We start from the raw sequence: 23,427 nt of genomic DNA on the forward strand, positions 1-23,427 counted from the left end.
CAATCCTGTAATTACAGGACTATAGTAATGTGAGAAGCACACGATGAGTTTGAGAAGGGAGGGAGGAGATGAGTGGGGATTTGGTTAGGCCCTTCGCTGCGGGGATAGACGGGGCGAGTGGGGGTGTGGATCCTGCGGGCGTGGTGAGTGAGCGGAGGCTCTCGGATCTCAGGGGGCTCTTCCGGGATGCGGCGGCGCTGGAGCGCGCGGTGGGCGAGGGGGATGAGGTCGTCTACCGGGTGGTGGCTGCGCCGGTCCCGGAGGTGGAGGGGGAGGTACCGTTCTCTGTGACGACGATCGAGGCCGGGCGGGTGGGGGATGAGTTCTACATGACGCGGGGGCATGCGCACCCCGAGCCGCAGGGGGAGGTATATTTCGGGCTCTCCGGGCGGGGTGTGTTGCTCATGTACGATGGGGAGGAGGTCCGGTGGGTCGAGATAAGGCCCGGGGTTGCGGGATATATACCGCCCGGCTGGGCGCACCGCACGGCCAACGTGGGCGGGGAGCCGTTCAGGTTTCTCGCCGTGTATCCCGGGTCCGCCGGCCACGACTACGCTATCGTTGCCGAGGGCGGCATGGGGGCTCGCGTCGTCCGTTCGGCGGCGGGGTACGAGGTGGTTGAGGAGCCGGGCGGTGCTGGCCCCGCCGTGCGGGAGTACTACCGGCGGCGGAAGAAGCGGGGGTGATCTGGTGTGATCCTGGCCCATGATCTCGGAACCACCGGCGACAAGGCTTCCCTGTATGCGGATTCCGGGGAGCTCATCGCCGCAACGACCGTGGAGTACGCCACGGACTATGGGCCGCGGGGTAAGGTAGAGCAGAGCCCCGAAGAATGGTGGTCCGCAGTTGCGGCGGCGACGAGGGGTCTGCTAGAGAAGGCGGGTGCTGCCTCCCCGGACGTCGAGTGCGTCAGTTTCTCCGGCCAGATGATGGGTGCTGTGTTTCTGGACGGCGGGGGGACCCCTCTGCGGCCCGCGATCATCTGGGCCGACACTCGCGCTCAGAAAGAGTGCGACCTGCTCGTCGAGCGCGTGGGGATGGAGCGCTGCTACGAGATAACCGGGCACCGGCTCAACCCCACCTATACGCTCTCCAAGCTGATGTGGGTGCGCGGCAACGAGCCTGAGGTGTGGTCGAAGACCCGGAAGGTGCTCCTCGCCAAGGACTACATCGCCTACCGGCTCACGGGCCGCGCGGTGACCGACCCCTCCGACGCCTCCAGCACGAACGCCTACGACCAGGGTGCCGGGGACTGGTCCGGCGAGCTGCTGGAGGCTGCGGGGGTGGAGCGCGGGATCATGCCGGAGATAGTGCCGTCCACGACCGTGCTCGGCGGCGTCACGAAGGAGGCCGCCCGGCAGACCGGCCTGCTCGAGGGGACGCCCGTGGTGCTCGGTGGCGGGGACGGGCCGTGTGCGGCGCTCGGTGCGGGGGTCACCGGGCCGGAGTCCGGCGCGTACGCCTATCTGGGCTCCTCGTCCTGGATCTCGCTCGCGGCGGACCGGCCGCTCCTGGACCCGCAGATGCGCACCATGACCTTCAACCACGTGATCCCGGAGCGTTTCGTCCCGACGGCGACCATGCAGGCCGGCGGGGCCTCCATGGAGTGGATAGCGGAGGTCCTGGATCCCGGCCGGTCGCCGGACCGCTACCGGCGGCTGGCGGAGGCCGCAGCAGAGGTGGAGGCCGCCGGCGAGGGCCTAATCTTCCTCCCCTACCTGCTCGGCGAGCGTTCGCCGTACTGGAACCCGCGCGCCCGGGGGTGCTTCATCGGGCTCGCCCGGCACCACGGTCCCGCCCACCTCGTACGGGCCGTGATGGAGGGGGTGGCTATGAACCTCCGGGTCGGGCTGCTCGCCTTCGAGGAGCAGGGCGAAAAGATAGCGTCGGTGGACGCCATCGGCGGTGGGGCGCGCAGCGACCTGTGGCTCCAGATCTTCGCCGACGTCTGGGGCAGGCCGGTGAGCCGCCGCTCGCTGGTCGACGAGGCCAACGGGCTCGGAGCCGCGGTCGTGGGCGGCGTGGGCGTGGGCATCTTCGAGGACTTCGAGGTCGCAGCCCGGCTCTCCCGCGTGGAGAAGACGGTCGAGCCGGACCCCGGGCGCCACGCCCGGTACGGTGCCCGCTACCGGCAGTTCCTCGGCGCCTACGAGCGGCTCGCGCCCCTCTTCGACGAGTTGCTGGGAGGCTGAGTCTTGGGAGCGGTGGTCCTGGTAACCGCCCGCTCGTTCGGCTCCGGTACGGCCGATCCGGCCAAGCTGCTCAAGAGCGCCGGGCTCAGGGTCGTCCGGGCCGCCGCCGACCACGATCCCGACGCTCTCCGCGAGCCCCTGGCCGCCGCCGGGGCTTGGATCGCCGGCACCGCTCCCATACGGGAGCGGCACCTCTCGCTGGCCCCGAACCTGAAGGTCATCGCCCGCTACGGGACCGGGGTGGACTCCGTGGACCTCGCGGCCGCCGGAAGGCGCGGCATCGCCGTCACCAACACGCCCGGGGCCAACACCGGAGCCGTCGCCGACCACGCGGTTGGGCTCATGATCGCCGCGCTCCGGCACTTTCTGGCAGGGGACAGGGCCGTCCGAAGCGGCGAGCGTCCCGCTCTGCGGGGCCGGGAGCTCGGAGCGTTGACGGTCGGGTTGGTCGGTTTCGGGAACATAGGACGGGCCGTCGCCCGGCGGCTTGTCGGAGGGTTCGGCTCGCGGGTCGTGGCGTACGACCCCTACATCCCTCCGGAGGAGATGCGAAAAATGAAGGTCTGGCCGGCAGATCTTGACGAGCTCGCCGCCTCCTCGGACGTGCTCTCGCTTCATCTGCCGGGCGGGAGCGGACCGCTCGTCGATGAGGCCTTCCTGAGGCGCATGAAACCCGGGGCGGTGCTGGTAAACACCGCGCGCGGCGACCTGCTAGACGAGCGGGCCGTGGCGCAGGCGCTCTCCGAAGGACGGCTCGCCGCCGCCGCGTGCGACGTCCGGACTTCGGAGCAGGGGGACGAGAGCCCGCTGCTGGCCGCTCCCAACACCCTTCTCACGCCGCATATCGCGGCTCAGACGGTGGAAGCCATAGACCGGATGGGGATGATGGCGGCGGAGGAGGTGGTGCGCGTTCTGGCCGGCGAGTCGGCCCGCCACCCCGTCGTCCCCGCAAAAGACAGGAGATTGCCGTGAACGAACATGCTGCGCCGGAGAAGATCACGGGCCCCCGCCCCGCGGGTGAGGAGGCGCGACGTTGAGCGTCCCGGCCCGGAAGATGGAGTTCATCGGGGTGAGCACCGCCCGGTCGTCAATCATGGAGCTCTTCCCCCGCTGGGCGAAGGTGCTCGGGCTCAAGGACGCCCGGCTGGTCGGCCGGGACCTCCCGCTCGACGCGAAGCCCGAAGCCTACCGGCGGGCGGTGGAAGAGCTCCGGACCGACGAGCTCTCGCTCGGCGCTCTCATAACCACGCACAAGATCCGGCTCTTGGAGGCGGCTTACGACCTCTTCGACGAGCTCGACTACTACGCCCGGCTCTGCGGTGAGGTCTCCTGCATCTCCAAGCGTGACGGCCGCCTCATAGGCCACGCCAAAGACCCGGTGACCGCAGGCCGGGCGCTGGAAGATCTGCTCGCTCCCGGACACTTCGGCAGGACCGGGGGAGAGGTGCTCTGCTTCGGTGCCGGAGGCGCGGGAACGGCCATCTCCGTCCACCTCATGACCCGCCCCGATCCCGCAGACCGGCCGGGCCGGATCGTGATGGTCGACAGAGACGCCGGGCGTCTCGAAGCGCTCAGGAGAGTGCACGCCGGACTGCATTCCGGCTCGCCCCGGGCAGAGTACGTGCGGAACTCCGGCCCGCACGAAAACGACCGGCTGCTCGCCGAACTGCCGCCCGGCTCCCTCATTATCAACGCCACCGGCATGGGAAAGGATACCCCCGGATCCCCCATCACCGGCGAAGCCCGCTTCCCGGAGAAGGGCGTGATCTGGGAACTCAACTACCGGGGAGAGCTGGACTTCCTGCGCCAGGCCCGCGCCCGACAGCGGGAGCTGAACCTGACCGTCGAGGACGGCTGGAGATACTTCCTGCACGGCTGGAGCGAACACATAGCCGAAGTCTTCCACCTCCGGCTCTCACCGGAACTTCTCCAGCAGCTGAACGCCGAGGCCAGAGACGGCCGGATGAAGCCGAACCGTTGACTTCTGCCGGAGCATGATGTACCCTGTGCACATCCTATAATCATGTAATTACAGGTATGTGGTTTGGGTGGGAACAAAAAGGGACCTCTGTACGGGGTGCTCAGAGGGAAGGTTCTGGAAGGGAGAGGATATGGCGCGTGTAGCGGTTTCGGTGTGTCGGAGGGGCCGGTGGGCGGTGCTTGCGGTGGTTTTGCTGCTTCTGGCCGTTGCCTGCGGTCCTGAGGAGCGTCCGGGTGAGGAGGGTTTTGAGGGGGTGACGCTGAGGCTTGCGGTCGAGGTGGGACCTGCTCTGGGCAATCCGATCAAGCCCTATGTTGAGCAGTGGGAGCAGGAGACCGGGGCACAGGTTCAGTTCGTGGAGATTCCGTTCGCGGAGATCTTCCCCAAGCTCATGTCGTCGTTCCAGGCGCGCACCGACGAGTACGACGTGGTGATCATCCTGCCGACGTGGCTCGGGGATATGGCCGGTAGGGGTTTCCTGGAGCCGCTGGACGAGCAGATTGAGGGGGATGAGCGGGTAGACTGGGACGACATATTGCCGCGCTGCCAGGACATCAACGTGTGGGAGGGCGAGACCTACATTGTGCCGCTCGACTGCGACGTGTTTATGTCCTACTACAACCGCCAGCTCTTCGAGGATCCCGGGCACCAGGAGGCGTTCGAGGAGAGGTATGGGTATCCGCTCGGGCCTCCCGAGACCTGGGATCAGTACCGCGACATCGCCGAGTACTTCAGTGAGGAGACCGAGGCGGCCGGTGCCATGGAGTCCATGGCTCGCCAGACGCAGACCTTCTGGACGGCGCTCTCGCGCATGGTGCCGTATGTGTCGCGGGGCGAGGGCTGGGAGCTGTTCTTCGATCCGGACGACATGACGCCTCTGATCAACAGCCCGGGGCACGTGCGGGCGCTTGAGGACATGGTCGAGATAGTCGAGTACGGGCCGTCCAACATCCTGGAGTTCGACGTGGGAGACATCCGGGCGCAGTTCCCGCAGGGGGATGCGGCGCTGGCCCTCGATTGGGCTTCTATCGGCATGATCCCGCCGGACCGCACCAACCAGGAGGTCATAGGGTTCCAGCAGATCCCCGGCGTGGACCGGGTCTACGACCACGAAGCCGGGGAGTGGGTGGAGCTTGAGGAGCCCAACCGGGTGCCGTTCATGGCGGCCAACGGATGGGGTGCGGCCATACCGGTGACGAGCCCCAACAAGGAGGCTGCCTTCGACCTCATCAGCTTCCTCACCAGCACCGAGATCAGCGTCCAGTTCGTCTCGATGCGGGACAACCAGGAGTCGGCTGTCGGATACCAGCCGTTCCGCAGGTCGCACTTCGAGAACATCGACGCCTGGACCGAGTCCGGCTGGGAGCGGGAAATCGCGGAAGAATACCTCGACCAGACGCTGCAGAGCCTTGAGGCCGACTTCGTGCAGCCGGATCTCAGGATCCCGGGTGCCTTCGAGTATCTGGATGCGCTGGACGCGGGGGTTACGAGCGCGCTGGCCGGCCAGCAGACGCCCCAGGAGGCGCTCGATCAGGTAGCGGAGCAGTGGGATCAGATAACCGACCGGCTCGGGCGCGAGGAGCAACTCCGGCTGTACCGGGCGTCGCTGGGGCTTGAAGGGTGAGGCAGTCCGGTTCCGTGACGCCCGCGGGTGTCGGGACCCGCGAGGAGGTCTCGGTCTGGAAGCGGTGGTCGAGTGGCTCTAAGGTTCAGCGGCGGGCATTCCTGTTGCCCGCCGTTATCCTGCTCCTGGTCCTCTCGATCTTCCCCTTCTTAGCCACCATCGCCCTGAGCTTCGGGACCTGGGAGATGGGCCGGGAGGGGGCCTACGGCTTCCGGGGGCTTGAGAACTTCGCCCGGCTCATCTCCGACGCCCGCTACCTGACCAGCCTGATCAACACGGTCATCCTGGTCGGCGGGAGCGTGGCCCTCCAGTTCGTGCTCGGGCTCGCGCTGGCGTGGATGGTCTACCAGCGTCCGCCGGGCCACAGGTTCTACCGGGTGCTCTTTCTCCTGCCGATGATGCTGACCCCGGTGGCCGTCGCCTATATGTGGCGGCTGATCTTCGAGAGCCGTATCGGGGCTCTGAACTTCTTCCTCGGGGCCGTTGGGATTGAAGCCGTCCCGTGGCTCACGCAGCGGACCACGGCCCTATTTGCGGTCATCGTCGTGGAGACCTGGATATGGACCCCCTTCGTGTTCGTGTTCCTGTACGCCGCGCTGGAGAACATCGAGCGCGACGCGCTCGATGCAGCCATCGTGGACGGGGCCAACAGCTGGCAGGTCTTCCGGTATGTGATCTTCCCGACCATCCTGCCCGTGGCCGTAGCCGTTCTGCTGCTCAGGTCGGTCGAGGCGCTCAAGATCATCGACACCGTATACGTGATGACCGGTGGGGGACCCGGCAACAGCACGGAGTCCGTAACGCTATACGCTTACCGGACGGGCCTGCAGTTCTTCGACCTCGGGTATGCAGCGGCCATCGCGGTGACGCTGTTCATAGGGGTCATCGCCGTCGCTCTGCCCATCGTTATCAGGATGTCCAGAAGGGCGGAGGCCGGGTGATGGTGCACGCATCGCGCTCGCTCCGCTGGTTCGTCTCGGGCTTCCTGCTCTTCTGGGCCTTCGTCGTCCTCTTCCCGCTGTACTGGACGTTCACGATCTCGCTAAAAGATTCCGCGGGGATCTTCGGGGGCGCCAGCTTCATCCCCTGGGTGGACTTCGAGCCCACGCTGGACGCGTGGCGGCGGGTGTTTTTACAACCGGGAGGAACGCTCCTGAGCCTGTCGAACAGCGCGATCATCGGTGTTATCAGCGCGGCATTCGCCACCATCACCGGGGGACTGGCCGGCTACGGACTGTCGCGCTTCCGCTACAAGTTCGGCCCCCTGCGCAACCGGGACATAGCCTTCTGGATACTCTCGCAGAGGATGCTGCCTCCTGTGGTCGTCGTGCTGCCGCTGTTCGTCATGTTCAGCACCGTCGGGCTGATAGATTCCCGTTTCGGCATGATCCTGCTCTACACCATGTTCAATTTGCCCATCGCCGCCTGGCTGATGTACCAGTACTTCACCCAGATCCCGCTGGACCTCGACGAGGCGGCCCGGATCGACGGGGCCACGGACCTCCAGGTCTTCCGGCACGTGGCTCTCCCGCTGGCCAGACCGGGGCTGGTGGCGACCTTCATAGTGTCGCTCGTGTTCGCCTGGAACGAGTTTCTCTTCGCCCTGATCTTCACTTTCAGCCAGGCCCGCACGATGCCCATCCTGGTCGCCGGGCAGGCTACGCAGCACGGGCCGCAGTGGTGGGATATCGCGGTGATGGCGCTCATAACCGTGGCGCCGCTGGTCCTGATCACGGCCCTGCTGGGCCGGCGCTTGCTGGGCGACATACTGGCGGGCTGGGGCAAGTAGAGCTTGGAGAGGAGGAACTTGAGCGACAGATTCACCGATCGGGTGGCCATCATAACCGGAGGGGCTTCGGGCATCGGGCACGAGACCGCCGCCCTGCTGCTGGACGAGGGTGCGCGGGTCGCCATCGGAGACGTACGCGAGCCCCGGGACCTCCCGCAGGACGACCGGATCCTGTTCGTTCCCACCGACGTGCGGAGCGCCGCGGACGCCCGCCGGCTCGTCGAGCGCACGGTCGAGCGCTGGGGCCGGGTGGATATCCTCTTTAACAACGCGGGGACACCGGGCCGGCTTCCGCGTCCTCCTCTGGCCGAGCTGTCGGAAGAGGAGTGGGACGAGACCGTGGACATCAACCTCAAGGGCACCTTTCTGTGCTCCAGAGCGGTTGTTCCCCGGATGGTCGAGCAGGGCAGCGGCGTGATAATCAACAACGCCTCGATGCTCGGGATAGTCGGCATGCCGGAATCGGCCGCCTACTGCGCCTCCAAGGGAGGAGTCGTCCTTCTGACCAAGTCGATGGCGCTGGAGCTCATCCGGCACAACATCCGCGTCAACTGCGTGTGCGCCAGCTTCATAGACACGCCGATGTTCCAGGACTGGCTCGGGCTCCAGCCCGATCCCGAAGCGGCTACTCAGGAGTGCATCGCAAAACTCCCGATCGGCCGTCTCGGCTCCCCGTCGGAGGTCGCAAGATCGGTCCTGTTTCTGGCTTCCGAGGAGAGCTCCTATCTCGTCGGGCACGCTCTCTACGTGGACGGAGGCTACCTGGCTCAGTAGATCAGCCGCCGGCCCCCAGCCTCGACCAGACTTTCGGGTGGCGCAGGGAGTCGGCGACCATGTCGGCGTCGAGCGCTATGCCGGGCTGCGAGGGGACCCCGATCACATACAGCCCGGCGGCCCGGGCCGCCGCTACCCCGACGGGGGAGTCTTCGAGCGCTACCGAGTCTCCGGGAGAGATCCCGAGCCGCTCGCAGGCGGTGGTGTAGATCTCGGCCGCCGGTTTGGGCTTTCGCACCTCGTCGCCACCGACGATGGCGTCGAACCCGTCCACACCGGCCGTCTCCAGAGCCTCCAGCACGAGCGCCCGCGGGGAGTTCGACGCGAGCCCCACCGGAATCCTGCCCCGCAGCCGCTCCAGGAGCTCGGCGGCTCCGGGGCGGGGCCGGGCCCCGCGAACCACCTTCTCCCAGCAGCGCTCCAGCCGCTCCGCAGCCAGCCGCTCCTCTTCTCCGGGCCGGTCCAGAAGCTCGGCCAGCACCCTGCCCGCCGCCTCGCTGCTGGTGCCCAGAAGCCGCCGCTTGTGCTCCGGCGTGAACTCTAGCCCGTAGGCGGCGAACAGCTCCTTCTCACCCAGGGTCCAGCAGTCCTCGGTGTCCAGCAGCAGGCCGTCGCAGTCGAAGACCGCGGCGCGCGGCTTCTTCTTCATCTTACTCCTTCGCTTCTTCTCTTCCGGTAGCTGCGATCATGTTCGGCACTCCACCGGGCAGCACGGCCCCACCCGGCCCGCGCCGGCGCACCAGGGTGACCTCGAAACGGCTCAGATCGCCGCGGTGGTGCGCGATGAAGTGCTCTATGGGACGGTCATCCACCCCGTAAGAGGTGCTGCGCAAAAGCAGGATGAGCCCGCCCTCCTCTATCCCGAGCGCCTCCGCCACCGCCGGAGTGGCCGCAGCGGCCTCCACCGAACGCCGGCCGTAGGAGATCTCGATCCCGTACTTCTGCTCCAGGACCGCGTACAGGGACTGCTCGCTCATGTCCTCCTCAAGCAGCTGCGGGCAGAGCCCGTAGGGCAGGTAGGTCGTCACCACGACCCACGGCACGCCGTCCACGAAGCGGAGCCGGTCCAGCACTATTACCGGATCCCCCTCCTCCAGACCCAGCTCCGCAGCGACCGACGCCGGAGCCGCAGCGCGCTCCAGCCGCCGCACCTCGCTCCTGAGCGTCCCCCCGCGCGCCGTCACGTCCTCGTACAGACCCGTGAGGTTCTGAAACAGGCTCTCGGAGACCTTCTTCGGAGCCACGAAACTCCCCCGGCCCTTGCGCCGCTGCAGTAGCCCCTCCATCTCCAGCTCGCCCAGCGCCTGCCGCACCACCGTGCGCGAGACGCCGAAGGTCCGGCACAATTCGTGCTCTCCCGGCAGACGATCCCCCGGCCGGTAGGTCCCGGCCTCGATCTCCTCCGCCAGGATCCGCTTCAGCTGATAGTAATACGGAATGGGCGAGTCGAAGTCTATGCGGTGTTTCACCCTCATGTAGTCCTATGATAACAGGCGCGAGAGTGGTAAGCGTTACGGGCGGGTGAGCGTGTTCACCATCTGCTACCGCAGCCGCCGGGCTTTGAACCAGCGGGGCGGGTTCACGAAGCTCTCCTGCGCGGGGACGAGCTGCAGCTCGCGGGCGCCCGCCCGGTGCGTGGCTTCCAGGATGGCGTGGATCGCCGAGGCGGTTCCGGAGAGTGCTTCGGCCGGGTCGCCGTGTTTCAGGTAGCGCGCCAGGAAGATGGCTGCGGTTGCGTCTCCGGCTCCGTTAACCGTGAGGGGGAGCAGCGGGGTCTCGACGATCCAGGCCCCCTCGCCGCAGACGGCGAGCATCCGCATCTTCTCCCGCTCGTCTTGCAGCAGGAGGCTCGTGACCAGAATTAGCCCGGGACCGAGCGCCCGCGCCCGGTCCGCCGCTTCCAGTGCGCTCTCCAGGCCTTCTATACGCATCCCCGTCAGGAATTCCAGTTCGAACTGATTGGGCGTGATAACGTCCGCCAGCGGCACGGCCACGTCGCGCATGAACTCAGGGATGCCGGGCCGGACGAAGAACCCCCGGCCCGTGTCTCCCATTACCGGGTCGCAGCAGTAGACGGCCTGCGGGTTGAGCTCCTTCACCTTCGCGGCCGCGGCCGCGATCACCTGCCCGAGCGAGGCGTCGCCCATGTAGCCGCTCAGGACCGCGTCGCACTCCGGCAGCACCCCCCGCTCTTCGAGGCCCCGGATCACCTCCGCTATCTCCGGAGCCGGCAGCACCGGACCGCGCCACTCCCCGTAGCCGGTGTGGTTGCTGAAGTGAACCGTGATGACCGGCCAGACCGAGACGCCCATCCGCTGCAGCGGAAACACCGCCGCACTATTACCCACGTGCCCGTAAGCAACCGAGGATTGTATGGACAGGATGTTCACGCCCGCTATCTTACCGCAGAGGCCCGTCAGGAGATATTGCGGACCTCGAAGAGCTCCCGGATGACGTGCAGATCCAGGCGCCCCGGAAGGAAGGTATTGCGCGACCACTGAACGGGCCGGCCGTCGGTCAGATACATGGTCTCGACCAGCGAGAGGGCGGCGGAGACCGAATCCAGATTCAAGACCCGCCCGACATCCTCCTCCGGCCGGACGAGCACCGCGTCTATGACCAGCTTGCTGAAGCCGATGGGCACGCCCTCGGAGACCAGGAGATCCAGCAACATAGCCTCCGGCCGGAAGCGCTCCCTCACCGACTCCGCCGTTATGATCTCCTCCGGCACCACGTCCACCATCCAGGCCGCCGGCTCGCCGTCGACGAGCAGGACGCGCGAGACCCTCACCAGCCGACTGCCCCGGGCCACCTCCAGCGCCACAGCCTCCTCCGGCCCGGCCGCAACAGACTCCACGCGCAGATGCCGGCTGCCCAGCTCCAACCCCAGCCGCTCGGCCTGCACCGTGTAGGTCTCCAGCCGCTCCAGCCCGTTCCGTAACCGAACCCCCTCCGGAGGACGTACCAGAAACGTCCCGCTTCCCTGCCGCCGCTCCAGCAGCCCCCTCTCCACCAGCCGCCCCAGCCCCGCCCGTACCGTGGCCCGGGATACACCCAAACTCTCCACCAGCTCCGCCTCCGGCGGTATCCGATCCCCCGCCCGGTAGCGGCCGCGCACCAGCAGATCCTCTATCCGCCGCTCCACCTGTACGTAGAGCAGACTCCTGTTGAGCGGACCAACCCTGTTCTGCCCGAGCTCTACCACCAGCCTCCTCCTGACCATGATTCTAACAACTCCGGCCCGATATACCGAAAGCTAACATATTTGTACCCTTGACTAACAAATTGGTCATTGATATTGTGAATTCGAGAGTTAGAGGATAGGCATGTTACAGGGGTTATGGCATCGGGGGCGGGTGGTGGTTCGTTCCGTTTCGGGGCGCGGACCTTCGTGCGCCGTTGGAGATGAGGAGGGGATGCCCTTGCGGGCGTTCTTCTGACGCCGGTTCGTTCTCTTGGGTTTGAGTCGGGTGGTATGAGGAGAAGGGGGAGAGGGTTGAACGAGCCGGGCAGGAAGGTTCGGGGGGTCGAGTATGAGAGTGTGGGGGAGGACTACCTGCAGAGGCGCCAGCTCCGGCGGGGGGCTGCTGGCTGGGTGTTGCTGGCGGGGCTTGGGGTGGCGTACGTCATCTCCGGGGACTTCGCGGGCTGGAACTTCGGGCTGGCGCAGGGTGGCTGGGGGGGTCTGCTCGTCGCCACGCTCTTGATGGCCACGATGTACACGTGCATGGTCTTTGCGCTGGCGGAGCTCTCTTCGGCGATACCGACGGCGGGTGGGGGGTATGGTTTCGCCCGGCGGGCGATGGGGCCGTGGGGCGGGTTTCTGACGGGGACTGCGATCCTCATCGAGTACGCCATAGCTCCGGCTGCGATAGCGGTGTTTATCGGGGCGTATGTGGAGTCTCTGACCGGGATCGGCGGGCCGCTGGTCTATCTGTTCTTCTATGCGGTCTTTATCGGGATACACCTCTATGGGGTAGGTGAGGCGCTGAAGCTGATGTTCGCCATAACCGCGGTTGCGGCGGTGGCGCTCGTGGTCTTCGTGGTCGGCATGATGCCGTTCTTCGATCCGGCCAACCTCTTCGACATCGCGCCCACGGACGCGGCCGGGGCGAGTGCGTTCCTGCCGTTCGGGTACGTCGGGATCTGGGCAGCTCTGCCGTACGCCATCTGGTTCTTCCTCGCCATCGAGGGTGTACCGCTCGCGGCGGAGGAGACGCGCGATCCTGCGCGGGACATGCCCCGGGGGCTCATAGCCGGCATGCTGACGCTGCTCGTCTTTGCGGCGCTCATCCTCACCTTTGGTCCGGGTGGGGCGGGGGCCTCCGCGATCCAGGACGTCGGCGACCCGCTCACATCCGCGATCGCCGCGCCCGGCGCCTACGGGACCCAGAACTGGCTCTACACGTTCATCAACTTCGTCGGGCTGGCGGGCCTGATCGCGAGCTTCTTCTCCATAATCTTCGCCTACTCGCGCCAGACCTTCGCGCTCTCGCGCGCCGGATATCTGCCGCGGGTGCTCTCCATCACGAGCGGCCGCCGCACGCCTTTTCTCGCCCTGATCATCCCCGGCCTCGTCGGGTTCGGGCTCTCGCTCACGGGGCAGGGGGATCTCCTGATCCTGGTCGCCGTCTTCGGGGCTACCGTCTCCTATGTGTTGATGATGCTCTCGCACATAATCCTGAGGCGCAGAGAGCCGGAGCTCCACCGTCCCTACAGGACGCCCGGGGGCGTCGTAACCTCCGGGATCGCGCTCGCGCTCGCCGTCGTTGCGGTCGTCGCGGGGTTCCTGGTGGACCCGCGCGTGGTCATCTACGCTGCCATCGTGTATGCGATAATGATCGCCTATTTCGGCATCTACAGCCGCCACCACCTGGTGGCGCAGGCACCGGAGGAGGAGTTCGCATTGATAGAGAAAGCCGAGGCCGAACTCGCCGGAAGCGGAGGGCGAGATGGTTGACGTGGCGCGACCCAGAGGGGGGAGGCTGGACCTGGACTCCCTGCGCGCCGAAGTTGAGGCGGGCGCGATAGACACCGTGCTGATCTGCATGGTGGACATGCAGGGGCGGCTGCAGGGCAAGCGGCTCACCGCGACCCACTTCCTGGACGAGGTGGTCGAGCACAACGCCGAGGGCTGCAACTACCTTCTGGCCGTGGACGTGGATATGAACACCGTGGAGGGCTACGCCATGAGCTCGTGGGAGCGTGGCTACGGGGACTTCGTCTTCAAGCCCGACCTCTCCACGCTGCGCCGCGTGCCCTGGCAGGAGGGCACGGCGCTGGTCATGTGCGATCTGGTGTGGGAGGATGGCACGCCGGTTGCGGCCTCGCCGCGCCAGATCCTCAAGCGCCAGCTGGAGCGGCTGGCCGAGCGCGGCTGGAGGGCGCTGGTCGGCACGGAGCTGGAGTTCATCGTCTTCCGGGACACCTACGAGGAGGCGTGGCGCAAGGGTTATCGGGACCTCGTGTCCGCCAACCTCTACAACGTGGACTACTCGATGCTCGGCACCGCGCGCGTAGAGCCGCTCTTGCGGCGCATCAGGAACGAGATGGCCGGGGCCGGGCTCGTGGTCGAGAACGCCAAGGGCGAGTGCAACTTCGGCCAGCACGAGATCAACTTCCGCTTCGACGAGGCGCTCGCCACCGCCGACGGGCACGCCATCTATAAGAACGGGGCGAAGGAGATCGCAGCCCAGGAGGGCTACTCGCTCACCTTCATGCCCAAGTTCGACGAGCGGGAGGGCAACTCCTGCCACATCCACCTCAGCCTCCGCGGCGATAAAGGCGAGCCGGTCTTCGCCGACGGACACGGCTTCTCGCGGATCTTCGAGCGCTTCCTGGCCGGGCAGCTCGCCTCCCTGCGGGAGCTGACGCTCTTTCTGGCACCGAACATCAACTCGTACAAGCGGTTCGCCAGAGGCTCCTTCGCCCCGACCGCGGTGGCCTGGGGCAAGGACAACCGGACCTGCGCCTTCCGCATCGTCGGCCACGGGCCCTCGCTGCGCCTGGAATGCCGGGTGCCGGGCGGGGACGTGAACCCCTACCTCGGGATAAGCGCCATGGTCGCCGCCGGGCTCTACGGAATAGACAACGGGCTGCCGCTGGAAGAGGAGTACGTAGGCAACGCCTACGAGGCGGACAGGCCCCGCGTGCCGGCGAACCTGAGAGAGGCGCGGGAGCTTTTTGCCGGCAGCGAGGTCGCCCGCGAGGCTTTCGGCGAGGAGGTCGTCGAGCACTACCTGAACATGGCCCGGGTGGAGATAGAGGCCTTCGAGGCCGCCGTCACCGACTGGGAACGCTACCGCAACTTCGAGCGCCTGTGAGGCCGACGGTCGGCATCACGGCGGCGGTCGAGCGGGTCAGCTACGGCTCCTGGAAGGGCGTGCCCGCCGCTCTGAGCCCCCTGAGCTACGTGCGGGCCGTACAGCGCGCCGGCGGAAGGCCGGTGCTCCTGCTCCCGGACGCAGAGGACGCCCGCGACCCCGCCGGGGTGCTGGACCTGATAGACGCGCTCATCCTCACGGGCGGGGCCGGGGATCTCGACCCCAAGCTCTACGGCCAGGAGCGCCACCCGGCCACCGGGCCGGTGCAGGAGGAGCGCGACGCCTACGAGCTGGCGCTGGCGCGCGCCGCACTGGAGCGCGGCCTGCCCACTTTGGGCATCTGCCGCGGGATGCAGGTCATAAACGTGGTCTACGGCGGCACCCTGGACCAGCACCTGCCGGAGACCGTCGGCCACGAGAAGCACCGGCACAACCCCGGCACCTTCTCCGACCACGAGGTGCGGCTGGTTCCCGGCTCGCTCGCCGCCCGGGCGGTCGGCAGGGAACTGGAGCCCGTCAAGTCTCACCACCACCAGGGCATCCGCGAGGTCGGCGAGGGCCTGGAGGCCACGGGATGGTCCACGCTGGACGGCACGGTGGAGGCCGTCGAAGACCCGCAGAAGAGGTTCGTGCTGGGGGTGCTCTGGCACCCCGAGGAGGACGAGAAGAGCGCCCTGATCCGGGCGCTCATAGAGGAGGCCTGATTGCTCAACATCCTGAACCCCGCCAACGAGAAGCTCCTGGAGCGCCTGGAACCGGCCACGGAGAGCGACGCCGACGCCGCGGTCGCCCGCGCGAAGGCTGCTTTCCCGAAATGGCGCGCCGTCGAGCCCGTAGAGCGCTCCCGGATGCTGCGGCGGCTGGCCGGCGCCCTGGAGTCCGAGCGGGAGCACCTGGCGCAGCTGGAGTCGGCCAACACCGGTAAGCCCATCTCCGATGCGCGGGGCGAGATGGGGATGGTCGTCGAGACCTTCCACTACTACGCGGGGATGCCCGAGCGCCTGCTGGGAGAGACCATCCCCGTAGCCGGCGGGGTGGACTTCACCTTCCGGGAGCCGCTGGGGGTGGTCGGGCTCATCGTGCCGTGGAACTTCCCGCTGCAGATAGCGAGCTGGAAGATGGCCCCGGCGCTGGCGGCCGGGAACACGGTCGTGCTCAAGCCCGCCGAGCTGACGCCGCTCACCGCGCTGGAGTTCGAGCGCATCGCGCTGGAGTCAGGGATACCCGAAGGAGTAGTCAACGTCGTCGTGGGACCGGGCAGCGAGGTCGGGCGGCGGCTGGTGGAGCACCCGGAGGTGGCCAAGATCGCCTTCACCGGCTCAACGGAGGTCGGGCGCGGTATCATGGCCGCGGCCGCCGGGACCGTAAAGCGCGTCACGCTGGAGCTGGGCGGCAAGTCCGCCAACGTTATCTTCGCCGACGCCGACCTGGAGCGGGCCGCCGCCTCCGCTCCTCTGGCCGTCTTCGGCAACGCCGGGCAGGACTGCTGTGCCCGGTCTCGCATCCTCGTCGAGCGGAGTGCCTACGACGAGTTCCTCTCGCTGCTGGAGCCGGCGGTGAAGTCTCTGCGCGTTGGGGACCCGCAGGACGAGAGCACGCAGATGGGGCCGCTCATCTCCGCGGAGCACCGGGAGAAGGTGGCCTCGTTCGTTCCGGAAGACGCGCCGGTCGCCATAAGGGGTGAGGCTCCGCGGGGCAAGGGTTTCTGGTTCCCGCCGACCGTGCTCGCCCCGGTAGACAACGAAGACCGGGCGGCGCGGGAGGAGATCTTCGGCCCCGTGGCCGCCGTGATCCCGTTCGAGGACGAGGCGGAGGCCGTCCGGCTCGCCAACGACACGATCTACGGGCTCTCCGGGTCGATCTGGACGGAGAACGGCGCGCGCGCCCTGCGCGTGGCGCGCGCCGTCGAGACCGGGGTGCTGTCCATAAACTCGAACACCTCGGTGCGGGTCGCCACGCCGTTCGGGGGCTTCAAGCAGTCCGGTCTCGGGCGCGAGCTGGGACCGCACGCCCTGGAGCACTACACCGAGGTCAAGAACGTCTACTACGCCACGGAGGAGGGCTAGGTTGCCGGGGAGGCTGGAGGGCAAGGTCGCCGTCATCACCGGCGGCGCGAGCGGCATCGGGCGGGAGAGCGCCCGGCGCTTCGCCGAAGAGGGCGCGCGGGTCTGCGTCGTGGACCTCGCGCAGGAGGCCGGAGAACGGGTGGCCGCAGAGGTCGGGGGGCTCTACCTCAACGCCGACGTGACCGACCCCGACGCCGTGCAGGGGATGTACCGCAAGACCGCCGAAGCTCTCGGCGGCCTGGACGTGCTCTTCAACAACGCCGGCATCTCGCCGCCGGAGGACTCCTCCATCCTGGAGACCGACCTCGACGCCTACCAGAGGGTGCAGGACGTGAACCTCAAGAGCGTCTTCCTCTGCTGCAAGCACGGCATCCCGCACCTGCTGGAGCGCGGCGGCGGCTCGGTCATAAACACGGCCTCTTTCGTCGCGGTGATGGGGGCGGCGACCTCCCAGATCTCCTACACCGCCTCCAAGGGCGGCGTGCTCGCCATGAGCCGCGAGCTCGGGGTGCAGTTCGCCCGGCAGGGGGTGCGGGTCAACGCCCTGTGTCCCGGCCCGGTGAACACGCCGCTCCTGCAGGAGCTCTTCGCCAAAGACCCGGAGAAGGCGAAACGACGACTGGTGCACCTGCCGATGGGCCGTTTCGCCGAGGCGCGCGAGATCGCCAACGCCGCGCTCTTCCTCGCCTCCGACGAGTCCTCCTACATAACCGCCTCCACCTTCCTGGTGGACGGCGGCCTCTCAGGAGCCTACGTCACGCCCGAATAAGCCCAGCCCCCGAACAGGGACCGGCGGCGGGGTTAATAGAAGATGGTGCGGAAGAGCCGGTCGATCTGCTGCGCAAGCACAACATCGCGGTTCTTGGCCTGGACGAGGCGCTGGTGGCGAGCGCTCTGCTGTGTCGCCTCTCCGGCCGCGTCAACTACGCCGACGCCCGGGGTTATGGCGCCGAGCGGCTCTACACCTTTCCTTCGGGGGGTCTGAAGCTCGGACGACCGGGTTAGCTCGAAGGATTTGGAGTAGACCTTCCGGTGTACTATCCCGTCCATCTCCCGCAGGTGCCTGTGAGCATCCGCACTTGAAAAACCGGCCGCCGGTGCCAGTATTAACCCTGCAAACGTCAGAAAGGTATGCCAGGATGAGAGTAGCCGTCTTCGGAGCGACGGGCAGGACCGGCCGGCTGGTGGTGGAGCGGTTGCTGGAGGAAGGGCACGAGGTTATAGCCTTCGTGCGCGACCCGTCCAAGATCCTCGAAGGCCATGACGAGAAGCTCCGGACCGTGCGCGGCGACGTGCTGGACGCGGCGGCCGTGGAGGAGGTTGTAGAGGAGGTGGACGCAGTGCTCGTCGCGCTCGGGCATACGAAGACCTCCCCGAAGGACGTGCAGGCCCGGGGTACGCAGAACATAGTCGCCGCGATGCGCAGGCACGGAGTGCGGCGGCTCATCAGCCTCACGGGAGCCGGGGTCCGCGACCCGCAGGACGAGCCGAAGGTAGTGGACCGGGCCATAACCGGGCTCCTCAAGCTGCTGCAGCGCGACGTGCTGGAGGACGCCGAGCGGCATGCCGAAATCATCCGCAACAGCGGCCTGGACTGGACCCTCGTGCGCGTGCCGCGGCTCGTAGACGGGGAGCGGACCGGGGAGTACCGGGCGGGCTACATCGGCAAGGACAGCGGGACCAGGATCTCGCGCGCCGACGTGGCGGACTTCATGGTCCGGCAGCTCACCGACGATACCTACCTGCGCCGGGCTCCGGTGGTCAGCTACTGAGGGCTCGCGCCGGGCGCGTGCTTGCGGTAACCTGCGGGCCGTATGGAGGATAGCCGGATACGGGCCGTGATCTTCGACCTCGACGGCTTGCTGCTGGACTCCGAGGAGGTCTGGGACGCCGCGCGGCGGCGGCTCGCCGAGGAGCACGGGGGGCGCTGGCACGCGGAGGCCACCCGGGACATGATGGGGATGAGCTCTCACGAGTGGTCCCGCTACATGAATGAGAACATCGGGGTTGACATGGAGCCGGAGGAGATCTCGGCCGCCGTGGTGGAGAAGGTGGAGGAGATCTACCGCGAGCGGCTCCCACTGCTGCCCGGCGCCCGGGAAGCGGTGGAGCGGCTGGCGGCGCGGTGGCCGCTCGGGCTGGCCTCCTCCTCCAACCGCCCGGTAATAGACTTGGTGCTGGAGCTGGCAGACCTGGAGAGCTTCTTCAAGGTCACCGTCTCTTCCGAGGAGGTCGCGCGCGGCAAGCCCGCCCCGGACGTCTACCTGGAGGCGGCGCGGCGGCTCGGCGCGGAGCCGGAGCGGTGCGCCGCGGTGGAGGACTCCACGAACGGCATCCTCTCGGCGCGGGCTGCCGGGATGCGGGTGATTGCGATCCCCAACCCCGCCTTCCCGCCGGACGAGGATGCGCTGCGGGAGGCGAGCGTGGTGCTTGCCTCCCTCCAGGAGCTGCGGCCGGAGGTCGTGGCTTCCTGAGCTAGTCCGAGATGTTCTTGCGTGCGACTACCCGGGTCGGAGCGACGCGCACGAGCAGCTCGCCCGGCACGGCGTTGCGGCGGCCGTAGGCTTCGGCCAGCTCCTCGCCCATGTACCGGCCGCCGATCCTGGTAGCCCAGCGCAGAAGCTCCTCCGGGTCGTCAACTATCTCCGCTTCACCCTCCACGATGACGAAGGCGAAGGGCGGCTCCTCGTCGTCCACGCAGAGGCTGACGCGCGGGTCGCGGCGGATGTTCCTGCCCTTGACCGTGCTCTCGCCGGTGGTGAAGAGCAGGTCTTCGCCGTCGAGGTCGAACCAGATGGGGGCGACGTGCGGCCGGCCGTCGGCGCGCACCGTGGCGAGCTTGGCGGTGCGCGGGCGGTCGAGCATGAAGCTGCGCCACTCTCTACGGCTCATCTCCTGCACGGCTACATCTTACCCGGCCCGCTCGGCCCGGCGCAGCCCGAGGAGCGCCCACGGGACGAAGAGGAGCACGAGCACCATGCCGGTGAGGAACGCCCGCCCGACGTTGGCCGGCCGGCCGGAGATCAGCTCCCGCCCGCCCTCCACGACGAGCGTGATGGGGTTGAGGGCGGCGACGGCCTGGATCCAACCCTCCAGAAGCTCCATCGGGACGAAGACCGGCGTGAGGAAGAGCGCCAGGAAGAGGGGGGTCTGGATCAGGGGCCCGGCCTGCTGGGTGCGGAGCATCAACGCCACACCGGTAGTGAACAGCGTGGCGGCAATGTTGAGCAGAAGCGCCAGCCCGAAGAGCCCGAAGAGGTCTATCTCCGTCCCAAGCACCCGCATCCCGGCGACCAGCGCCACTACCGTGACCAGCGTCCCGGTGAACGCCGTGCGCACCATCGAGGCCAGCAGGTAGCCGAGGATGATGCCCTTGCGGTTCGGGGCGGCGAGCAGGAGCCTTCGGGCGAACCCGCTCTCGAAGTCGCGGGCGATGGAGAAGCCGGTGAACGCGCCGCCGAAGGACATCGCCTGCAAAAGCACCCACACGTACTGGAAGGAGGTGTAACCCGCCGGGTAGTCGAAGCCGGGCACCTCTCCGTCGCGCTCGAGCGAGAAGTGGATGTGGAAGCCAGATCCCCCCTGGTCGTTGAACGGCTTGCCCATGAACGTGGCGACAAGCCCCCGCATCGCGGCCTGCAGCTTTACGTGCTCCCAGCCGGTCAGGAACGGGTCGAGCGCCGCCTCCTGCAACGCCGCCCCTATTGAAGCCCGTACCCGCGGCCCCTCCCGCACGATGTCGTAGCCGCCCACCCGCGCCGTCCCGCCGGTGGGCGGCAGGAGGGTGGTCAGCATGTGCACCGTCGTGGACTTCCCGGCCCCGTTCGGGCCGAGGAAGCCGTAGATCTCACCCGGCGAGACGTACAGGTCCACCCCGTCGACCGCCCGGATGCCGCCCCTGAACTCCCGGACCAACCCCTCCGCCTCGATGCTGTTCTTGCTGGCTTCTGACATCTCTTCCCTCTAGAAGAAATCTTCTGGCAAGACCCGGGCTCAGATCGGGTGCAGGACGACGACCGGTATCTCGCGCGAGGTCTTCTTCTGGTAGTCCTCGTAAGGCGGGTAGGCTTCCACCGCCTTCTGCCAGAGCCGGCCGCGTTCGGGGCCGGTGGCTTCCGTAGCCCGCACCCGGAGCTTGCGGCCGCTTACCTCCACTTCCGCTTCCGGGTTGGCGCGCAGGTTCAGCCACCACGCCGGGTGGTTGGGCGCGCCACCTTTGGAGGCAACCACGACGAGGGCGTCTCCGTCTGGCACGTAGAGCAGCGGGGCGGTGCGCCGCTTGCCGGACTTGCGGCCGGTGGTGGTGAGGAGCAGAATGCCACCGCCCCGGAACCTGCCCGCGACCCGCCCGCCCGTCAGGCGGTAGACGAGGGTGTGCAGGTCCGAGGCGAGGCGGAGCGTGCGCTCGGCTAGCGGAGAGAATTTGCGCCCGGTATGTCTCTCTGCCTCTGGCACCAGAACGGTAGTTTACCTCTCCGGGCGGGGTCTCTGGTGTGTGAGGGCTCGCAGGGCCGGGCTCAGGCGGGCTCCGCGAGAGCGGACATCGATCCCTTGCAGCGCGGTATGAGCGGGTCGGGACCGAACGATTGGATCTGGTCGCGCTTCAGCTCGGCCTGCTCCAGGTTGGTGGTGGCGACGACGGCGCGCCCGGCGGTGTGGACCTCCAGCGCCAGCCGGTAACCTTTCTCCGGCGGGTGGCCGAAGAGCGCGTTCAGCATGTGTATGACGTACTCGAAGGTGTGGTCCGCGTCATCGAGCAAGACCACGTTGTAGGGCGGCAGGCCCTCGGTGTTGCGCCGGCTCTTCGGGGCGGTCTTCGTCGCTGGCATACCGGTATGCTCTACTCGGGCTCGGGCAGGATCCCGGCGAGGCCGAAGGAGAGCCCCTCTACGGTCGCCGAGACCACCTTCCCGCCGCGCCCGGTCCGGTAGACCTTGCCGTAGCCCCGCTCGCCGGGTTCGGAGTAGACCTCTGCGCGGTCCGCCGTCAGGTCTATCAGCCACGCCTCGGGTATTCCGGCCCGGGCGTAGAGCGGCAGCTTGACCTCCCGATCGTAGCGCAGGGAGCTGTCGGCCACCTCGACCACTACCAGCACATCCTCTGCGGCCGGCAACCGGTCCCGGGGCCGGTCCCGGCGGAGGAGCGCCAGATCCGGCAGATGCTCGCCGCGCTCGTGCAGTACCAGGGGGTTCTGCACGCTTACGTCGTAGTGGCTCCCTCCTATTTCCAGGAGAGTGCGGGTCAGTCCGGTGACCGTCTCCGCGTGCCGCCAGCCTATCGGCGTCATCTCTACTATCTCCCCCTCCACCAGCTCCACCCGGTCGTCCTCCGAGAAGATCCCGGCCTCGCCCATCCTGTGGTACTCCTCGACGGTGAAGCGGTGCCTGCGGACGGGGATCTCGATGGTCTTCGTGGACGGTTCCAATCTCTCCTCCGGAGACTCGACGCCGCTCTCCTCCAGATTATACGTTCCCACCGCAGATTCCGTAGAGCGCGACTTCTTCCACAGGGTATATTACGCCTGGAAGAGCGACACCCTGGAGGAGAGCATGATCAAGTCCGGCGTTTTGCGCAGCATCCTGGATGCCATCGGGGATACGCCCCTGATCGAGATAGAAGATGGCATCTACGCCAAGCTGGAGTACCTCAACCCCTCCGGCTCCATCAAGGCCCGCATCGCCAAGTACATGATCGAGAAGGCCGAGCAGGAGGGGCTCCTGAAGCCCGGAGACACGATAGTGGAGGCCACAAGCGGCAATACCGGAAACGCCCTCTCGATGGTGGCGGCGGTCAAGGGTTACAAGATGCTGGTGGTAATGCCGGAGGGTCTCTCCGGTGAACGGGTAGCCATAAGCCGGGCCTTCGGGGCAGAGGTGCTTGAGGTCGGGCACTTCCACGTAAACGCGGCGCTGGAGAAGGCGCGGGAGCTGGGACGGCAACCCGGCTACTTCTGTCCGGCGCAGTTCGATAACGAGTGGAACGTGGAGGAGAACCGGGAGTGGCTCGGTCCGGAGATACTGGGGCAACTTCCCGAAGGCGTGGTGCCGGACGCCCTGGTGATGGGGGTAGGCACGGGAGGAACGCTCGTCGGGGTGGGCCAGGCCTTCCGGGAGGTCAACCCGGAGGTGCGGCTGTTCGCGATGGAGCCCTCGGAGTCCGCGACGCTGCTGTGCTGCGAGGTGGGAGAACACCTGATAGAGGGTATCTCCGACGGGTTCGTGCCCGGCATCTTCGAACGCCACCGAAACCTGGTGAACGAGATCCTGACCGTGAGCTCGAACGAAGCCGTGCAGACCATGCGCTGGCTGGCCCGCGCGCACGGCCTCTTCGTGGGACCCAGCTCGGGGGCGAACCTGATCGCAGCCCGGCGCGTGAAGGAAACCTTCCCCGACCTCAAGACCATCGTCACGCTCTTCTGCGACGAAGGTGAGAAGTACATCTCCGAGCACTTCGCCAGAACCGAAGACGTCAGAGTGGACGCCGGCAAATTCTCCTGAACCAGATATATTGCGATTATTGCAACACAGTGCGCGATACGGTACGATGCATTGCGCACCGTGTTACGTTGTGGGGAAGGAGATCGGATGCGGGATCATCTCAGGCGGCACACCAACCCGCCGGTGTTTTTGATCAGCGGGGCGGTCATCCTGGCCTTCGTTGTGGCGGGAACGGTCTTCA

26 protein-coding genes are annotated in these 23,427 nt (G+C 67.3%); 16 read left to right on the plus strand and 10 right to left on the minus strand.

Translation table 11 applies throughout. The annotated features are described in order from the left end of the window. The first annotated feature begins 80 nt into the window (after positions 1 to 80). The 8 genes from E0L93_RS11815 (at position 81) to E0L93_RS11850 (ending at position 8,360) form a co-directional block, all read left to right on the plus strand. On the plus strand, positions 81 to 686 hold the full coding sequence (locus tag E0L93_RS11815) for a glucose-6-phosphate isomerase family protein (RefSeq protein ID WP_207890456.1): 606 nt from the start codon (positions 81 to 83) through the stop codon (positions 684 to 686). Positions 687 to 692: 6 nt separating this feature from the next. Further along, the gene (gene xylB, locus E0L93_RS11820; protein ID WP_132692170.1) at positions 693 to 2,192 is read left to right on the plus strand and encodes a xylulokinase; all 1,500 of its coding nucleotides are present in this window, start codon (positions 693 to 695) and stop codon (positions 2,190 to 2,192) included. A 12-nt stretch (positions 2,193 to 2,204) separates the two neighbouring features. Next, positions 2,205 to 3,164, plus strand: a complete 960-nt coding sequence (locus E0L93_RS11825) for a phosphoglycerate dehydrogenase (protein ID WP_243638214.1) — start codon at positions 2,205 to 2,207, stop codon at positions 3,162 to 3,164. A 61-nt stretch (positions 3,165 to 3,225) separates the two neighbouring features. Then, positions 3,226 to 4,173, plus strand: a complete 948-nt coding sequence (locus E0L93_RS11830; RefSeq protein ID WP_207890457.1) for a shikimate dehydrogenase family protein — start codon at positions 3,226 to 3,228, stop codon at positions 4,171 to 4,173. A 130-nt stretch (positions 4,174 to 4,303) separates the two neighbouring features. After that, a complete protein-coding gene (locus tag E0L93_RS11835; RefSeq protein WP_132692174.1) occupies positions 4,304 to 5,797 on the plus strand; it encodes an ABC transporter substrate-binding protein in 1,494 nt (497 codons plus the stop codon). A gap of 14 nt (positions 5,798 to 5,811) precedes the next feature. Further along, on the plus strand, positions 5,812 to 6,738 hold the full coding sequence (locus E0L93_RS11840) for a carbohydrate ABC transporter permease (protein WP_132692176.1): 927 nt from the start codon (positions 5,812 to 5,814) through the stop codon (positions 6,736 to 6,738). Further along, a complete protein-coding gene (locus E0L93_RS11845; RefSeq protein ID WP_243638215.1) occupies positions 6,738 to 7,586 on the plus strand; it encodes a carbohydrate ABC transporter permease in 849 nt (282 codons plus the stop codon). The genes E0L93_RS11840 and E0L93_RS11845 overlap by 1 nt, the downstream gene beginning before the upstream one ends. A gap of 18 nt (positions 7,587 to 7,604) precedes the next feature. Beyond that, positions 7,605 to 8,360 carry an SDR family NAD(P)-dependent oxidoreductase gene (locus E0L93_RS11850; protein WP_165874330.1) on the plus strand — a complete coding sequence of 252 codons (756 nt, stop codon included), beginning with the start codon at positions 7,605 to 7,607 and terminating at the stop codon, positions 8,358 to 8,360. Position 8,361: 1 nt separating this feature from the next. On the opposite strand, the gene E0L93_RS11855 is transcribed toward E0L93_RS11850, so the two are convergent. The 4 genes from E0L93_RS11855 to E0L93_RS11870 all read right to left on the minus strand — a co-directional run bounded on the left by E0L93_RS11855 (position 8,362) and on the right by E0L93_RS11870 (position 11,583). Continuing rightward, the gene (locus E0L93_RS11855; RefSeq protein ID WP_132692182.1) at positions 8,362 to 9,009 is read right to left on the minus strand and encodes an HAD family hydrolase; all 648 of its coding nucleotides are present in this window, start codon (positions 9,007 to 9,009) and stop codon (positions 8,362 to 8,364) included. 1 nt (position 9,010) lies between these two features. Then, on the minus strand, positions 9,011 to 9,835 hold the full coding sequence (locus tag E0L93_RS11860; RefSeq protein WP_207890458.1) for a GntR family transcriptional regulator: 825 nt from the start codon (positions 9,833 to 9,835) through the stop codon (positions 9,011 to 9,013). A 66-nt stretch (positions 9,836 to 9,901) separates the two neighbouring features. Next, positions 9,902 to 10,750 carry a pyridoxal kinase PdxY gene (pdxY, locus tag E0L93_RS11865; protein WP_132692184.1) on the minus strand — a complete coding sequence of 283 codons (849 nt, stop codon included), beginning with the start codon at positions 10,748 to 10,750 and terminating at the stop codon, positions 9,902 to 9,904. A 26-nt stretch (positions 10,751 to 10,776) separates the two neighbouring features. Then, positions 10,777 to 11,583, minus strand: a complete 807-nt coding sequence (locus E0L93_RS11870; RefSeq protein ID WP_132692186.1) for a GntR family transcriptional regulator — start codon at positions 11,581 to 11,583, stop codon at positions 10,777 to 10,779. 273 nt (positions 11,584 to 11,856) lie between these two features. Here E0L93_RS11870 and eat point away from each other — a divergent pair, with 273 nt between their 5' ends. The 5 genes from eat to E0L93_RS11895 are packed head-to-tail and all read left to right on the plus strand — an operon-like array spanning position 11,857 to position 17,518. Beyond that, positions 11,857 to 13,320: an ethanolamine permease gene (gene eat, locus E0L93_RS11875; protein WP_243638210.1), complete on the plus strand. Its 1,464-nt coding sequence runs from the start codon at positions 11,857 to 11,859 to the stop codon at positions 13,318 to 13,320. Then, entirely contained in the window at positions 13,313 to 14,683 is a 1,371-nt protein-coding gene (locus E0L93_RS11880) for a glutamine synthetase family protein (protein WP_132692190.1), read from the plus strand. Before eat ends, E0L93_RS11880 begins: the two co-directional genes overlap by 8 nt. Next, positions 14,680 to 15,387, plus strand: coding sequence for a gamma-glutamyl-gamma-aminobutyrate hydrolase family protein (locus tag E0L93_RS11885; RefSeq protein ID WP_132692192.1), 708 nt, complete (start codon positions 14,680 to 14,682; stop codon positions 15,385 to 15,387). The genes E0L93_RS11880 and E0L93_RS11885 overlap by 4 nt, the downstream gene beginning before the upstream one ends. Continuing rightward, positions 15,388 to 16,749, plus strand: a complete 1,362-nt coding sequence (locus E0L93_RS11890; protein ID WP_132692194.1) for an aldehyde dehydrogenase family protein — start codon at positions 15,388 to 15,390, stop codon at positions 16,747 to 16,749. It abuts the gene before it with no gap. Between the two features lies 1 nt (position 16,750). Further along, complete coding sequence (locus E0L93_RS11895; RefSeq protein WP_132692196.1) at positions 16,751 to 17,518, plus strand: 3-oxoacyl-ACP reductase; 768 nt, start codon at positions 16,751 to 16,753, stop codon at positions 17,516 to 17,518. Between the two features lie 32 nt (positions 17,519 to 17,550). Here the strand turns inward: E0L93_RS11895 and E0L93_RS11900 are convergent, their stop codons facing one another. Beyond that, a complete protein-coding gene (locus tag E0L93_RS11900) occupies positions 17,551 to 17,799 on the minus strand; it encodes a hypothetical protein (RefSeq protein ID WP_132692198.1) in 249 nt (82 codons plus the stop codon). 89 nt (positions 17,800 to 17,888) lie between these two features. Between E0L93_RS11900 and E0L93_RS11905 the strand changes: the two genes are divergently transcribed. Both E0L93_RS11905 and E0L93_RS11910 read left to right on the plus strand, forming a co-directional pair. After that, positions 17,889 to 18,521, plus strand: a complete 633-nt coding sequence (locus E0L93_RS11905; protein ID WP_132692200.1) for an NAD(P)-dependent oxidoreductase — start codon at positions 17,889 to 17,891, stop codon at positions 18,519 to 18,521. Positions 18,522 to 18,563: 42 nt separating this feature from the next. Beyond that, the gene (locus tag E0L93_RS11910; RefSeq protein WP_132692202.1) at positions 18,564 to 19,223 is read left to right on the plus strand and encodes an HAD family hydrolase; all 660 of its coding nucleotides are present in this window, start codon (positions 18,564 to 18,566) and stop codon (positions 19,221 to 19,223) included. 1 nt (position 19,224) lies between these two features. On the opposite strand, the gene E0L93_RS11915 is transcribed toward E0L93_RS11910, so the two are convergent. From E0L93_RS11915 to E0L93_RS11935, 5 genes are all read right to left on the minus strand, one after another. After that, complete coding sequence (locus tag E0L93_RS11915) at positions 19,225 to 19,641, minus strand: PPOX class F420-dependent oxidoreductase (protein ID WP_132692204.1); 417 nt, start codon at positions 19,639 to 19,641, stop codon at positions 19,225 to 19,227. Between the two features lie 18 nt (positions 19,642 to 19,659). Continuing rightward, positions 19,660 to 20,703, minus strand: a complete 1,044-nt coding sequence (locus tag E0L93_RS11920) for an ATP-binding cassette domain-containing protein (protein ID WP_132692206.1) — start codon at positions 20,701 to 20,703, stop codon at positions 19,660 to 19,662. 39 nt (positions 20,704 to 20,742) lie between these two features. Beyond that, a complete protein-coding gene (locus E0L93_RS11925) occupies positions 20,743 to 21,204 on the minus strand; it encodes a nitroreductase family deazaflavin-dependent oxidoreductase (protein WP_132692208.1) in 462 nt (153 codons plus the stop codon). Between the two features lie 62 nt (positions 21,205 to 21,266). Beyond that, a complete protein-coding gene (locus tag E0L93_RS11930) occupies positions 21,267 to 21,578 on the minus strand; it encodes an ATP-dependent Clp protease adaptor ClpS (RefSeq protein ID WP_132692210.1) in 312 nt (103 codons plus the stop codon). Positions 21,579 to 21,589: 11 nt separating this feature from the next. Next, positions 21,590 to 22,174, minus strand: coding sequence for a Uma2 family endonuclease (locus E0L93_RS11935; protein ID WP_207890460.1), 585 nt, complete (start codon positions 22,172 to 22,174; stop codon positions 21,590 to 21,592). 124 nt (positions 22,175 to 22,298) lie between these two features. Here E0L93_RS11935 and E0L93_RS11940 point away from each other — a divergent pair, with 124 nt between their 5' ends. Next, positions 22,299 to 23,246, plus strand: a complete 948-nt coding sequence (locus E0L93_RS11940) for a PLP-dependent cysteine synthase family protein (RefSeq protein WP_132692230.1) — start codon at positions 22,299 to 22,301, stop codon at positions 23,244 to 23,246. The last annotated feature ends 181 nt before the right edge of the window (positions 23,247 to 23,427 follow it).

The sequence above is a fragment of the Rubrobacter taiwanensis genome (assembly GCF_004337705.1).
GTDB lineage: Bacteria > Actinomycetota > Rubrobacteria > Rubrobacterales > Rubrobacteraceae > Rubrobacter_C > Rubrobacter_C taiwanensis.

Coding starts and splice junctions, on each gene's coding strand:
- E0L93_RS11900 (WP_132692198.1), bottom strand. CDS start 17,799: ATGGACGGGATAGTACACCGGAAGGTCTACTCCAAATCCTTCGAGCTA.
- E0L93_RS11880 (WP_132692190.1), top strand. CDS start 13,313: ATGGTTGACGTGGCGCGACCCAGAGGGGGGAGGCTGGACCTGGACTCC.
- E0L93_RS11915 (WP_132692204.1), bottom strand. CDS start 19,641: ATGAGCCGTAGAGAGTGGCGCAGCTTCATGCTCGACCGCCCGCGCACC.
- E0L93_RS11940 (WP_132692230.1), top strand. CDS start 22,299: ATGATCAAGTCCGGCGTTTTGCGCAGCATCCTGGATGCCATCGGGGAT.
- E0L93_RS11910 (WP_132692202.1), top strand. CDS start 18,564: ATGGAGGATAGCCGGATACGGGCCGTGATCTTCGACCTCGACGGCTTG.
- E0L93_RS11920 (WP_132692206.1), bottom strand. CDS start 20,703: ATGTCAGAAGCCAGCAAGAACAGCATCGAGGCGGAGGGGTTGGTCCGG.
- E0L93_RS11930 (WP_132692210.1), bottom strand. CDS start 21,578: ATGCCAGCGACGAAGACCGCCCCGAAGAGCCGGCGCAACACCGAGGGC.
- E0L93_RS11835 (WP_132692174.1), top strand. CDS start 4,304: ATGGCGCGTGTAGCGGTTTCGGTGTGTCGGAGGGGCCGGTGGGCGGTG.
- E0L93_RS11860 (WP_207890458.1), bottom strand. CDS start 9,835: ATGAGGGTGAAACACCGCATAGACTTCGACTCGCCCATTCCGTATTAC.
- E0L93_RS11855 (WP_132692182.1), bottom strand. CDS start 9,009: ATGAAGAAGAAGCCGCGCGCCGCGGTCTTCGACTGCGACGGCCTGCTG.
- E0L93_RS11845 (WP_243638215.1), top strand. CDS start 6,738: ATGGTGCACGCATCGCGCTCGCTCCGCTGGTTCGTCTCGGGCTTCCTG.
- E0L93_RS11905 (WP_132692200.1), top strand. CDS start 17,889: ATGAGAGTAGCCGTCTTCGGAGCGACGGGCAGGACCGGCCGGCTGGTG.
- E0L93_RS11870 (WP_132692186.1), bottom strand. CDS start 11,583: ATGGTCAGGAGGAGGCTGGTGGTAGAGCTCGGGCAGAACAGGGTTGGT.